Origin of the sequence: Paenibacillus sp. FSL K6-4396 (assembly GCF_038002525.1) — a bacterium.
Classification (GTDB): domain Bacteria; phylum Bacillota; class Bacilli; order Paenibacillales; family Paenibacillaceae; genus Paenibacillus; species Paenibacillus amylolyticus_B.
The window spans coordinates 4,619,532-4,631,855 of record NZ_JBBOCR010000001.1; the positions used below are offsets into that span (position 1 = coordinate 4,619,532).

The 12,324-nt window shown below is 51.9% G+C and carries 21 protein-coding genes; all 21 read right to left on the reverse strand.

What is annotated here, in order from left to right; translation table 11 throughout:
- Position 1: 1 nt before the first annotated feature.
- Entirely contained in the window at positions 2-688 is a 687-nt protein-coding gene (locus tag MHB85_RS20220; protein WP_341073578.1) for an N-acetylmuramoyl-L-alanine amidase, read from the reverse strand.
- A complete protein-coding gene (locus tag MHB85_RS20225; protein ID WP_143023576.1) occupies positions 685-1,041 on the reverse strand; it encodes a hypothetical protein in 357 nt (118 codons plus the stop codon). Before MHB85_RS20225 ends, MHB85_RS20220 begins: the two co-directional genes overlap by 4 nt.
- Positions 1,038-1,310 (reverse strand): ComEA family DNA-binding protein, encoded by a 273-nt coding sequence (locus MHB85_RS20230; protein ID WP_341073579.1) that lies wholly within the window; start codon positions 1,308-1,310, stop codon positions 1,038-1,040. The genes MHB85_RS20225 and MHB85_RS20230 overlap by 4 nt, the downstream gene beginning before the upstream one ends.
- A gap of 91 nt (positions 1,311-1,401) precedes the next feature.
- A complete protein-coding gene (locus MHB85_RS20235; protein WP_341073580.1) occupies positions 1,402-1,560 on the reverse strand; it encodes a hypothetical protein in 159 nt (52 codons plus the stop codon).
- The gene (locus MHB85_RS20240; RefSeq protein WP_340906685.1) at positions 1,560-1,844 is read right to left on the reverse strand and encodes a hypothetical protein; all 285 of its coding nucleotides are present in this window, start codon (positions 1,842-1,844) and stop codon (positions 1,560-1,562) included. The genes MHB85_RS20235 and MHB85_RS20240 overlap by 1 nt, the downstream gene beginning before the upstream one ends.
- Before the next feature lie 69 nt (positions 1,845-1,913).
- Positions 1,914-2,306 (reverse strand): hypothetical protein, encoded by a 393-nt coding sequence (locus tag MHB85_RS20245; protein WP_341073581.1) that lies wholly within the window; start codon positions 2,304-2,306, stop codon positions 1,914-1,916.
- Positions 2,306-2,617, reverse strand: coding sequence for a hypothetical protein (locus MHB85_RS20250; protein WP_341073582.1), 312 nt, complete (start codon positions 2,615-2,617; stop codon positions 2,306-2,308). The genes MHB85_RS20245 and MHB85_RS20250 overlap by 1 nt, the downstream gene beginning before the upstream one ends.
- Positions 2,618-2,893, reverse strand: a complete 276-nt coding sequence (locus MHB85_RS20255) for a phage tail protein (protein ID WP_341073583.1) — start codon at positions 2,891-2,893, stop codon at positions 2,618-2,620.
- A gap of 2 nt (positions 2,894-2,895) precedes the next feature.
- Entirely contained in the window at positions 2,896-3,429 is a 534-nt protein-coding gene (locus tag MHB85_RS20260; protein ID WP_341074256.1) for a putative phage tail protein, read from the reverse strand.
- A gap of 26 nt (positions 3,430-3,455) precedes the next feature.
- Entirely contained in the window at positions 3,456-4,382 is a 927-nt protein-coding gene (locus MHB85_RS20265) for a baseplate J/gp47 family protein (protein ID WP_341073584.1), read from the reverse strand.
- 152 nt (positions 4,383-4,534) lie between these two features.
- Entirely contained in the window at positions 4,535-4,951 is a 417-nt protein-coding gene (locus MHB85_RS20270) for a DUF2634 domain-containing protein (RefSeq protein ID WP_341073585.1), read from the reverse strand.
- The gene (locus tag MHB85_RS20275; protein WP_341073586.1) at positions 4,941-5,288 is read right to left on the reverse strand and encodes a DUF2577 domain-containing protein; all 348 of its coding nucleotides are present in this window, start codon (positions 5,286-5,288) and stop codon (positions 4,941-4,943) included. Before MHB85_RS20275 ends, MHB85_RS20270 begins: the two co-directional genes overlap by 11 nt.
- Before the next feature lie 4 nt (positions 5,289-5,292).
- Positions 5,293-6,354: an XkdQ/YqbQ family protein gene (locus tag MHB85_RS20280; RefSeq protein WP_341073587.1), complete on the reverse strand. Its 1,062-nt coding sequence runs from the start codon at positions 6,352-6,354 to the stop codon at positions 5,293-5,295.
- Positions 6,351-7,031, reverse strand: a complete 681-nt coding sequence (locus MHB85_RS20285; RefSeq protein WP_341073588.1) for a LysM peptidoglycan-binding domain-containing protein — start codon at positions 7,029-7,031, stop codon at positions 6,351-6,353. The genes MHB85_RS20280 and MHB85_RS20285 overlap by 4 nt, the downstream gene beginning before the upstream one ends.
- Before the next feature lie 21 nt (positions 7,032-7,052).
- Positions 7,053-8,924 (reverse strand): phage tail tape measure protein, encoded by a 1,872-nt coding sequence (locus MHB85_RS20290; RefSeq protein WP_341073589.1) that lies wholly within the window; start codon positions 8,922-8,924, stop codon positions 7,053-7,055.
- A gap of 179 nt (positions 8,925-9,103) precedes the next feature.
- On the reverse strand, positions 9,104-9,475 hold the full coding sequence (locus tag MHB85_RS20295) for a phage tail assembly chaperone (protein WP_341074257.1): 372 nt from the start codon (positions 9,473-9,475) through the stop codon (positions 9,104-9,106).
- Between the two features lie 74 nt (positions 9,476-9,549).
- Entirely contained in the window at positions 9,550-9,990 is a 441-nt protein-coding gene (locus MHB85_RS20300; protein WP_091032436.1) for a phage tail tube protein, read from the reverse strand.
- Between the two features lie 16 nt (positions 9,991-10,006).
- Entirely contained in the window at positions 10,007-11,044 is a 1,038-nt protein-coding gene (locus tag MHB85_RS20305) for a phage tail sheath subtilisin-like domain-containing protein (RefSeq protein ID WP_341073590.1), read from the reverse strand.
- Positions 11,045-11,088: 44 nt separating this feature from the next.
- Positions 11,089-11,424, reverse strand: a complete 336-nt coding sequence (locus tag MHB85_RS20310) for a hypothetical protein (RefSeq protein WP_341073592.1) — start codon at positions 11,422-11,424, stop codon at positions 11,089-11,091.
- A gap of 116 nt (positions 11,425-11,540) precedes the next feature.
- Positions 11,541-11,897 carry an HK97 gp10 family phage protein gene (locus tag MHB85_RS20315; RefSeq protein WP_341073593.1) on the reverse strand — a complete coding sequence of 119 codons (357 nt, stop codon included), beginning with the start codon at positions 11,895-11,897 and terminating at the stop codon, positions 11,541-11,543.
- 119 nt (positions 11,898-12,016) lie between these two features.
- Complete coding sequence (locus MHB85_RS20320; protein ID WP_341073594.1) at positions 12,017-12,172, reverse strand: hypothetical protein; 156 nt, start codon at positions 12,170-12,172, stop codon at positions 12,017-12,019.
- Positions 12,173-12,324 lie beyond the last annotated feature (152 nt).

Here is a 12,324-nt window from a genome sequence, read left to right on the forward strand (position 1 = left end):
ATTACTTCGCCTCCTTCGTAATCGTCACCGTTTTAGTCTTCGCGTCCCACGTTACCTTCGCGCCTAAAGCTTCCGCCACTGCACGCGCCGGCGTATACGTAGTTCCTCCGTCAAGCACGCCGTCTGTCACTTTCTTACCGTTAACAACTACGCTTACGATTACGTCCTTCTTCACGTTAGCATCCGCCACCTTTTCGTTTAGTTTCGCATCTACCGCCGCTTTAAACAGACCCCATCCGGTCCACGCGCCACCCTCGTACATTAAGCGCGGACAGATTTTACCAGACCAATCGTAGTGGCGACGCAATCGATCAACGCCCCATCCGCGTTCCTTCAACATCGCCGCAACGAGAGTAACCGCGTTATCTAGCGTCTTTGCGTAATTGCCGGATTCACAGATTTCAACGCCGATTGACGTACGGTTTCCGGACTTGGCTCCGCTACCATCTCCGGAATGCCAGGCGTTCTCGTTCAGCGGAATACATTCGATAGCCTCACGCTCATCAACCGCAATGTGGAATGACGCGGTGCGTGCGTTCGATCCGTTCGTCAGCCAAGCGCGTTCATTAGCCGCGGAACTTGACGGATTACCCGTATTGTGTATCGTAATCGTTGTTGCGGTCATAGTGAGGCCAGGCCGCCTATTATTCGCGGTACCTTTCGGAATATAATCTTTGCGATAGTTCATGCCGCATCATCTCCGTATTTAATTTCGATATTTACAGCGCGTTCGATATACTGCATCCGCATTTCCATCCGTTCCAATGTCGATACGATACGCGTCTGTACTTCCTCCGTCTTCGTCAAGTGCTCCATCAACCGGTCCTCACGCGCTAATGCCTCCGCCTTGTTCTCGTCAACGAACGCCATCAACTTATCCTCGCGCTTCTTAGCGTCTGCCCGGTTAGCCTCCGTCTGCTCTTTCTGCGCGCGTAACATAAGCCATACGAGCACGCCGATAACGAGTACGGCCAGCGGCATCCACGCGCCCTCTTTCAATAACGTAAAGGCCAGCGCTGATATTCCCGCAATGTCCATCACCAATCAACCCTCCCGATAATTCCGTCTATTGTCGCGGGGCCTACGCCCTCAACGCGATCCAATTCGTACACATCTGCGTAGGGGCGACCGCTCACGATGCGATCCGCAAGTACCGGCCCGATTCCCGGCAGTGTTTCGATTGCGGCGCGGCTGCTTACGTTAATGTTGATGCGTGATTTAGTTACGGACGATGCCGTGATGACGCTCGCTATGAATGTTAAGGCCAGCGCGAGCAGAACTAGGATGCGATAAAGCTGCGTCTTGTTCACGGGTTCACGTCCTATCCGTAAAAATAAAAGAAGCCCTCCGCATGATTAGCGGAAGGCACAAAAATAGCGCTCCGATTAGCGGATGCGCTTGTTAAATTCCGTCGGTTTTTTCCAGAATGTAATCCTCGACTGCTTGCCGATAATCAGTATTCGTAATGTCATCAAGCAAGTACACTTGGCCAGTTTTTGGATTTAGTCCTTTATTCAAAATTCGTTCAGCAGCAATACGTACCACAACTTCATTCACCATTACAAAATCCCTCCTGTATTTTCATTGGCTAATAATAAAATTTGATCTTCCAATTCCCTCATTTTCTCTTCTGGAGTCAATTCGGGATGAATCCTTTTAATGACTGGTTTTTTGGTTTCTGGATCGACCTTCTCAATATAATAGATGTTAAGATCGATCTCATCATACTTCAAATCAATGTGTTCTAATTTTGTGATTTCTTTTCGCGGAGAACCGTCACTTGGCATAAAAGAAAGTACAATCTCCCCATCTTGGTCATATATGATTCTCATACCTGTTTGCATTGTGTTGTCACCCCCTTTCCTATATATATATATATATATATATTGTGAACCCACGCTAATCAACAAAAATCAGACTCCAAACACTTGATAGGATAATTCTTCACTTGCTCCAGAAAGCGAAACAGTAAACGTTATGCTGTCATCGTTGAAAACTGTATCTGAAACAGTTATGCTGTTCGAGTAAAATGTACCTGAATTGTTAAAGCCAGTCACGATGGCGGATGAAGCCGAGTCGCCGCCACGCCAACAAACAGCCGCCAAATTCCTATAACTGAAATTGCCTGACAACGTAGTCTGCTTTATTTTAAGTAGCACGACCATGGGTTTGAATCCAATTGCAACGATTGATTTAGCGCCATTTACCGTAGTTAGTGTTCCGGTCTTTGAATTCAAGGCATCTAGCGGCAAACCAGGACCATCCAAACCGTAATTACCCAATGAGTAGTTATCTATCCCGGGCATTATGTCACCTCTTTGCCGCTGATGTAGTAATTAAGCACGTTAGCTGTCCCGGCAATCCCGATTATCGATTCACCGCTGTTAATGACTTGATCTAAAAACGGTATGGTGATGGTATCCTTAGCTTTGACTGTGTGTTGATAGATAACCTCTGTACCTCCAAAGGATAACGTCACGACTGCATCAGCAGCTGACTTGTTACATAACGTTACCGCTTTTACTATGGCGTATGCCCCGGCAGGTACAATGTAAACATTTGTGTTCCCTGTTGTTGCGAAAGTGCCTTTGCTAAACCTTTTAGTAACTGCCGCCATTTACAACGCCCCCCATAGGTTTTCCTGATCTACGTAAGCCTTCGCTTGTGTCAGCGCATCACTCACCGCTTTTGGCGTAGCCGCCCGATCCTCCAACGCACTGCCCGTCGCGCTCGATAATTGCGTTTTACCTTTCACGGTCAGGCTCGCGTCAGGAATACTTACGTTTCCTAGCGCAGTATCTACCGCATTCGCCAGCGCATTCATGTCCCGCGGCACATCCGCAGTCATCGCGCCATCAATCAACGGCAATCCTAAATTTGGCGTAGTTGCCATCGTTATAACCTCCGATTGTAAATATCGTCGTACGTGTAACCCGTTAAGTCCGCATATGTCACGCCGCTCCCCGCAAGCTCGCCGTACGTATAAAAGCGGAATACGTAGTCGATCGCCATGTGAGCCGGTATAATATCGCGTAGATTCGCTTTAAGCGCGTCAAGTTGCGTAGGTACGCCAAAGACGCCGACAAACGTAATTGTCAACGTATAAGCCGCGCTATCAACCGTAACGTCCACGTCACCGTTTGCGTAGGCTTCCGCTACGTTCTCGATGAGGCTTACGCTAATCTTCCCGACGCCGCGCAGCTTACCACGCAGGACTTCACGGCGCTGTTCGTAACTTGCGCCGGCTTCCGGTATTACTCCGAATATCCGCTCCCACCGCGCCAATCCCCACGTTGCGCGATCGATGTAAAACTGGTCGAGCACATCGTATATATCCGCATTAAGCTGCGCGATTTCGATAGCCTCCGCGTTGAGTAGTCCGCTTGCTACGAGTGAATCGCGATAATATTGCGGAACGTAGTCGAGCATGTCGCGCTTAATCTCCGTTAATGTTCTCACGTAACCGTCACCGTCCCAAGAACCGCAACCTCTCCGTTAGCTACGACGATATTCGCGGTCCCTCCGTTAATCGTAAGGTCACGGTAATCAATAACGCGTGGCACGTCGAGGATAACGTTAGCGATCCGCGTAATCCGTACGAGTGGGTCCGCGAAGGCCAGCGTTGCTAGATACGCAGTGACTCCGGATTCGAGTTGTGCGCGTACTTCTTCGAGCGTGTAGCCCGGCTCGACATCTACGTCTACCGCGACATTAATCGGAACCTCGACCGCGCCTTGAACGGTAACAACCGGACCAATTGGCGCAACTCCTTCGCCGTGGCCGTCCATTGTCGGATCAATATACGTTTGGGCCGCGGTAACAACCGAAGGGTCTGGAGAAGTCTTATCCGCACCAAGCAGAACGACTCTAACCGTGCCTGGGCCCGCCCATATCGGATAGACAATCGCATCAGCTACGCCGGGTACTTCGAGCGCCCATTGGCGGTATTGATTCGCGTTTCCTGACGTGGCTGGCCGCTGTGCCCGTTCCTGATAGCGCGCATATAGAGCCGCATCCGATTCGGTATCGACGCCACCTTCGAAGTTGACTGCGTTATTCACCGCTACAATGCCGACGAGATCGCCAACCATCGTGTTAATCCCGCCTATTCCGACGTTGCCTGCTGCGCCTGCGTCCTGCGCTTCTGCTGCGACGGATACCGTAGAGCCTGCGATAGTTGCCGCCGCGCTCGTAACGAAATAGACCGGTGTGTCTCCTCCAGTTGATACGACTGAGCCCGCCGGAATTACCGTTGTGTCCGGACCAGTAAACGTTACTGATCCAGTTGATTTGGTCGCTGCTTTCCGTACGAGTCCGTAGTCAGATGCGCGGCTATCGAGGTACTCGCCGAACGTTGTATCGGTAAAACCGTAGTTGAGCACGTTGTCAAGCTCCGCGTAGGCAAGCGATATCTCGATCGCAGCGGGCGAAGCTAAATCGTAAGTTACCGAACCGGGCCGCTTATCGATATCGTTAGGCGGTTCCGCGAGTATCCGTTCGAGTACGGCGGCCTTCGTTTGATCTTCGTATGCCATTAAATCGTCACCTCCACCGGAATCGTTTCGTTATCTACTTCCACGAAAAAAGAGACGTACAATTTGTCCGCCTCCCTCGTTAATGTAAAATCACGCACCGCAAGAATCCGGTCGTCGTATACTAGCGCGTCCTCAATTGTCCGCGGTATTTCCGTTTCCAATAATTCGACCGATACCTCTTGGCCGATTAAATCGTCGAGCTCGCATCCGTAATCGTCATCGAATATCGCGAAACGGTAACGCGCTGTCCGGATCGCTTTGTAAATGAACTGTTCGATCGCAGCCGTGCCGTCAACCGTTCCGCCCATTTCGCCAGTCTCGACGTTTAACGCGTATGTCTTGAGCGGTAATATTTCGTCAACGACCGTCTCTTCCGTTTCCTCATCGGTAATTACCGCAAGTGGACTAAGCGACATCGCCTTCGCCTCCTAACCGGTCAAGTATTACGTAATCCTGTCCCGCGTTGAACATTTGGAGGGCTACGCGATCACCCGCTTCAAGTACCGGCGGATACTCAACCACCGCCTCGACTCCGTTGATCTTAAGCGTCCGCGTGTATCCTTTTAGGCGTTCCAGGATAACGAGGTCCTCACGTTCCAGTTCGAAGTTGGCGTTATCTAACTTGACGCGGATGTCGGGAAGCGGTGCGATGACCGTTCCGAATTCTATGTCGAGGTCTTTGTTATAGCCGAGTTGCCGGATGACGTCGCGCAATTTACTTACGCCGCCTCCATCGATAGTTTCGAGAGCCATCGCATCACTTCCCTTTCTTCGCTTTTTCTTTCGCCTTCTTCTTCGATTCCTTCGCCTTTTTCTTCTTCTCCGGCTCCTCTTCGTAGTCGAGTTTCGGAAGGTCATCCGTTTTGGATAACGTTAAGTCCATCATGTGGATTCCGTCACTGAACGTATGCGTATCCGCGTTAACGTAAAAGCCGCCGACTAAGTCCGTCATGCTCTCGAACGCGTAGACCGCTGTTCCGGCGATGACGTCCGTAATGCCGAGCGCGTTAACTGTTACGTCTTCCTTAACGGTCGATAGCTCCTTGAGTCGCTGTTTCGCGAGCTGCCGTAATTGAGACGCGTTAAGCTTCGAATCCGCGCTCTCATAGTGCTGCATCAAGCCGTAACGCGTAGCTAATGCCGCATTCTTTTCAGACGCGGTAATCTGCTTCTCCTCCGACTCACCGCCGACAACTTTAACGGCCGTCCGCAATTCCTCGATAGAGCGCGTCCGTGTTGCGCCGATAATGTTAACGCCATCCTCGATCATCCAACGCACCGCCGCGTCCTTCTTCTCGCGTAGTCCGAGCTTTCCGTTTGACGCATAGACAACGAACTTCCGTCCGTTCTGCTTGCGTGTTTCCGTCAGCGCCGTAACCATCATGTCCCACAGCGTCTTGCTCCGGAGGATCATGCGCGGTATTACGTAGCCGGTATTTGCGATATCGCCCGTTGGGATTCCGAAAGACTTACACAACTCCGCGATCATCGCTCCTGCGGTCGTCTTGACAAACTTCCGCGTATCTGTATTCTTCGTGAGATACACGTTCTCGTCATACGCAATCACGACCGCGTCGCCCTTCTCCGTTATGTCATACGTAAAGATGACGCCACGAAATACGCCTTTACCGTCTACGTAAAAGCGTATCTCCTTGCCGAGTTCGAACGCGATCTCTTGATCCTCGCCGTTAAGCGTATTGGATAAGGACAGCGTAAGTGTTCGATGAGGTTGCGCGACGTCTCCGGACCAAGTTGCGGTCTTTACGAGCGACTCCACGTTATACTTACCGTCGTATAAAACGCTAATCTGCGTACTCATTTCGGGATCACCAGCTTCTGCCCCGGCTTGAGTGCGTTAGGATTAGCGCCGATAACGGACTTGTTTTTCGCGTAGATGTCGCGCCATCGGTCGCCATTTCCGTAGACTTTGGCCGCGATCTTAAACAGCGAGTCGCCGGACTTGACCGTGTAGGACGTCGGTGTCGAACGCGTGGATGGACGCGCCGGATATGTCGTAACCTTAGGCGCAGATATATTCGTCTTCTTTGCGTTAGGGTCCGACTTCTTCGCGTTAGGAATAAACGTGTACTCCTTGAGCTGCAGCGTGTAATAAACGTCGCCAGGCTCTCCGCCGCGCTCCTCGTATTCAAACGACCGAATAGTAACCGCGATGTTAATCGGCGTATTCGTCACAATAAAACGGACAGGACGGCCGGACTTCTGCCACCGTTCGATTGTCTTAACGATTTCCCACGGGTCCTTTAGCTTCGAGTACTGACAGTAAGACCCGTTATAATCGCGCGGGAAGAACGAAGATACCGTAAACTCTTTCTGGCGATTGTTTCCGAGAATCGTGTACTCGCCGAGATTCGATACGCTGACGTCTTCGTAGCCGTACGTTGATGTTGCGTTGATTGTTTCGGGATTAACGGGAAGCCATAAGACCTCCGCGTTATTGTTATACTTGAGCCAAAACTGCGGCTTGCCTCTCGCCAATAATGCCGCCTCCTCTCCGTTTTATTGCGCCAACCGAAGCGCGATTCTGTTCGCAATATCGTCAATGTCGCTATCGTTACGCACAACGAACGTGTTGCCCGTTACCATTACGGACGGGCCTCCGCCGGTTCCACCGTTAGTCTCGCGGTAGTCTCGCGCTTGGTTCGAATTTAACACCATCTCATCCTGATGAAGTCGCGCAGGGTAATCGTTGTATGGAACGCGTTCGAGGCCGGCGGAATGGCCCGACCAACCGCTCTTACTAAATGTTTCGTTCCACCAGTTGGAAACGGCATTTCCTCCACCGCTACTGCTTTTACCTTCAGTGGGGCCAATACTTCCGCCGTCAACCATTGGTTTTCCTGGATTATTTGCAGACCAAGTACTCAAATCGGATGAGAGTTTCTTTGCACTGTTGTACTGATTGTTAAAATCCTCCATCTGCTGCTTCACTGGGTTAAGTAAAGAAATGACGTTGAGATGATCCTTGACCCCTTGCATGATACCTTGAGCGATGCTTGCACCGATTTTCAGAGCAACTTCTGTAATTTGCGAAGATGACGCCTCCATAGTATCAATGAGGAACCCGATCATGCTGCTTGTCGCATTTCTAGCGTCATCTCTACCACCAGCTTCCCACCACTTGTTGAAGGAATCTCCAAGTGTATCAAACACGAAGCGGACCTTACTTTCCAAATCCGGCAACTTGTTAAACTCCGGATTGTTAATGAAATTCGTATTGATGTACTTCGCCGCAGTATCCACCGCATTCTGAACGGCCGCCGTAATCTGCGGGGTCCAATCCGCAATCAGCTTCTGCGCACCCAACGCGAATTTCTTAATGTACGGAAGTAGCGGTGACATCGCGGATATCTGCAACGTCTCCATCGCGCCTTGGAATTGCTCGATCGCACCCGCCGCGCTATTCATCTTCTCTTCCGCAACTTGGAGCGCAGTGACCTTCGCCATTTCGTTATGGAACTCTTCTACGCCTTTTGCGCCGGCCTTGTATAACGTAGTCGCCGCTTTAACGCCGTCAGTTCCGAACATGTCGAGCAACGTAGCTACGCGGTCCTGGTTGTTCATCTTGCCGAGCGTTTTATTCAAGACTTCCGCAATGCCCGCGAGATCCTTGATCTTTCCGCCTTCGAAGAACTTGTTCGCCTTCCCAACGCCGATTCCGAGTTGGTTAAACATCGCGGTCGCTTTCTTCGTCTGCGGCTGTAAGTACATGAGCATCGATTTAAACGACGTACCCGCGTCAGATCCGCTCTTCAATCCGTCATTGGACATAAGTCCGATCGCGGTATTCAAGTCGCGGAAGGAAACGCCGGCCATGTCCGCAACGCCACCCGCAGACGCAATCCCGTACGCAATGTTTCGCACGTCTGTCGCCGCCGCATTCGCTGTACCTGCGAGGATATCCGCAGTCTGTGCCGCGCTCAGTCCGTCCTTCTTAAACGCGTTCATCGACGTTGCCATCGTTTCGGCCGCTTCTGCGAGTTCTAATCCGCCAGCCGTCGCGAGGTTCAGCGCTGCGTTAAGTCCGCCGGACATTATCGTCGCTTCGCTCATACCGGCCTTTAAGAGCTCTTCGATACCTTGCGCAGCTTCTAACGCGGAATACTTCGTGAGTGCGCCCTGTTCGAGTGCCATCGCGCTAATCGCCTTCATCTGCGTTTCGGTGGCGCCAGTTAACGCCTTGATCGATTGGAGCTGAGATTCGAAATCCATCGCTTTCTTAATGCTATCGCCTACAATCGCAACTGTGCCGACTGCCGCTCCGATGCCGGCCGCTGCTGCTCCGAACTTGAGGATTCCCGCAGTCATAGCGCGAAGAGGTCGGGTGGCGTTATCTACGATTTTTAAATGTCCTACGATATCAAACGACATATCCCATTACCTCCCTCGATCCGCTATTTTCCTTGCGCGTTCCTCATCTTCAAGCACTACCGCCATGGACGCGTATATCATGGCGCGGTGTCGTGTTGGCTTAACGTAAATTTCGTCGGGCGGTATATGGTGACGCTGGAATATCTCATGCAAAATCCGAGCCTCACCACCCGCCCGAATTAGTTTTTTGCCTCTTCCAGCAGCTCCTCTTCGTTGCCAAATCCGGATAGATTCGAAATCTCCGTAGTCAGCTTCGCAATCTCCCCCGGAAGCAACGCCTTACCTACGCAGTCCACGTCATCACTTGCGCCATAGTGCGCCTTGAGCGCCTTGTCGTTAAAATCCGGATCAACGCAAGCCATCGAAATCATCACGTAGCTGAGCGTCGTTGCATCTACGTTGTCCTTACCGGTTGTTGCGCGTAGTCTCGCTTTTGTCGTCTCCGCGTTAGTCAGCGCCTTGACGGTGAATGACGTCTTGAGCCGCGGAATGTAAACCTCTTTCGTAACGTCCAAATTCGCGCCAAGTAGCGCCTCTAATCCTTTTGCCATATATGTCAACCTCCGATTATTTTCGTAATTAAAAACGGACCACCCGAAGGCAGTCCGCTAGTTTTGTTGCGCTATTATGACGGACGGATTGCGTCCAGGATTTCGTAACCGGAGAACACAAACGTATACTCCTGCTCAACGATCGAGCCTACTTCGTAATTCACAACCGGAATCCGGTCGAACGTTACGTTTTTCAGACGTACGCGATATGCACCGAACGCTTCCGGGTCGTCGATCTTAACGATAAGCTCCGTAACGTACGGCGAGCTGACATCATCGGTGACTTGCGCCATCTTTTCGATCCACTCGGACGTAACGAGGTACCCGTTAATCGATCCGCTACCTTTCAGCGTCGTGGTTTTGTTGCCGAGCCAGCGCGTGCCGGCCAGCTTGATCTCTTCCATGCCGATTTCGATATTCGCTTCAACGCTGGTAACGTTAGACAGCCATTCGCCGTCTTGGTCGAACAACTGACCGTAGTTACCGCTGATAACGCGTTTTGCATCCAAAGTCATTCTCTCACCGCCTCGATTAAATATTTACCGTGATAAAGATGCGTTCCATTGTGTCGGTTTCCGTATAGCTAACCGCGAGGAAAACGGAGTCTCCTACGCTTGGCCGTTGCGGATCGAGCATAACGACCGGGTTCGTAAGTACAGCCGCGCCTAACGATTCTAGGTACGCCTTGACCGCGACCATCAACGTAGCTTGACCGTCCGCGTTGTTCGGAAGCTTGCCGATGTAACTGTCGGTAGCTGTGCGCGAGATATCGTTCGTGATCGCTTGCTGCGTGCGGATCGATTTGATCTTGAGGCCGCTTGTTACGAGGCCCTGCTCGATCTTCACCTTCGCGCCATCATTCGTAAATAACAGCGACCCGGCCGCTAGTGCTGCGACTGTTTGCGAATTGGTCAAGCGCTTCGTTACGTCTTCCAGCGGCAATTGATCGTAGGTAATCGACTCACTAATCGGAGTCCCTGCGATATCGCCCGCAATGAATGGCGCGTATTCCGCGGATGTGTACGTAACTCCGTTGATTACTCCGCCGCTGATTACGTTGACGATGTAGTCGTCTTCGTTTAGTGTCGAGCGAGCGTTACCAAGCGCTGGATCTGCGTCAGAAGCCGCGTCTCCGCCGATTACGACAACGAAGTGTTTACCTTCGTCCCGATTGCGCGCCGCCCACGTTTTAGTCGCGGCTTGTTGCGTAGCGTCGAACTCTCCGTCGAACACGAACACGTTAAACGGACGCGCATCGAAAGCTTCGCGCATATCAACGTAGTCATCCGCAACGGCTGCGTCAGGCATCGTGTAGACGAGAACGTCCTTTGCGCCACCTGCCAACGCGAGTAAGACCGATTGGATATTCGCGCTACCGAACAGTTCAACCGCTGTGGCTTCGGATTCGACCGTATAGAACGATTTCTCAACCGCTGTGCCGGCGTATGTCAGAAGCGGAATTGCGACTGTGCCGAGCGTGCCTCCGCTAATCTGTGCGGCTGCTGCGCGGATAAATCGCATGTAAATACCGGGACGTGTCGGTAAATTTGATGGGTCCCAAGTTGCCATGTAACGACCTCCTTTAAATTAAAAAGAGCGCCCGGATGGACGCCCTAAGCGAAACGGGAATTTACGTTTTGAATAAGCGGATACGACTGCTGCGTACGTGATTGGCGCGAGGTAATCCGGAGCACACCGAGTGTTGCGTATCCCGCGTTAGTGGTCGACGCCTTATCGGTATCCGTCCGCATGGGCTGCGTATAGTTCAGCGCGTTCAGACGTGACCCTGTCGCAACAATCCGCTGCACGTCGTATATCGCGTTACTGAGCGCGTCCGTAACTGGGAAGGCCGCTTGCGGGGTCGCGCTGTAATAGATCACCTGATAATCGCGTTCAATCCGGTAGTGATACGCCGTCTCATCCGTACGGGACTCCGTTATAAAGCGCACGACAAAAAGGCCCGGCGTAGGTTGCAGCGGGACCGTTTGCTTTTCGACTACCGCGCCAGGAACAACGGACTTGATGAACGCTTCGATGCCGAGGATTTCGTCAATGATCGCGGCCATTATAACCGCCCCCGTTTAAGCGCGGCTTTTATTTCGCCTTCAAAGATGCGCGCCCATTCTGCCTCGTTTTCCTCCGCCGGTACCGCAAGATACCGCGGAATAGTACCTGGCGTTGACGGATTCTTAAACGTGTCTCCGTATTTCTCCGGATACGTATCGTGTAGGTATGTCGCGTAGTCAAATCGTCGACCACCGCGCATTGTAACCGCTGTTGACGTAATTTCACCGGTCCACGTTTTTCCGTTATGCTTGACGTCCGTCTCAATGCCGCGTCTCAGATCGCCCGTCTTACCGAGCGGAGCTAAGTCCGTGGCCTGGCGTTTCCAATCGTCCATAACGTCGTGTGTGCCGGTCATTGCTCCGTCTTCTATCGCGTTGGTTAAGCGCTCCTCGTATCGACGAGAAAAGCGGCTCACCAAACGTCGTAGGAATCCGCCACCACGCGCAACATCAAAGTTAATCCGGTTAATCGACATCAGACGTTCACCTCCGTTAATACGGGTCGGCCGCTCAACATACGACGCGGCTTGATGGCAACCGGCTTGCGCGCGATCGTAACACCCAATTCGTTCGTGTACGTTATTGTGTCATCGTACGTTATATCCGGTAGCTTATCGAGTAATATCGTCATGCTAGAAACGGCCTCCTCTCCGTAATTGTTAACGACGGTCTTCGTCTCTTCGGTAACACGCGCCTTGTATTCGACAACGACGTCGTCAGCTTTACCGCCCCACCCGTCGCTTGCGCCGGCCTTCGTAACAGTGATCGTTTGATTCATCGCTA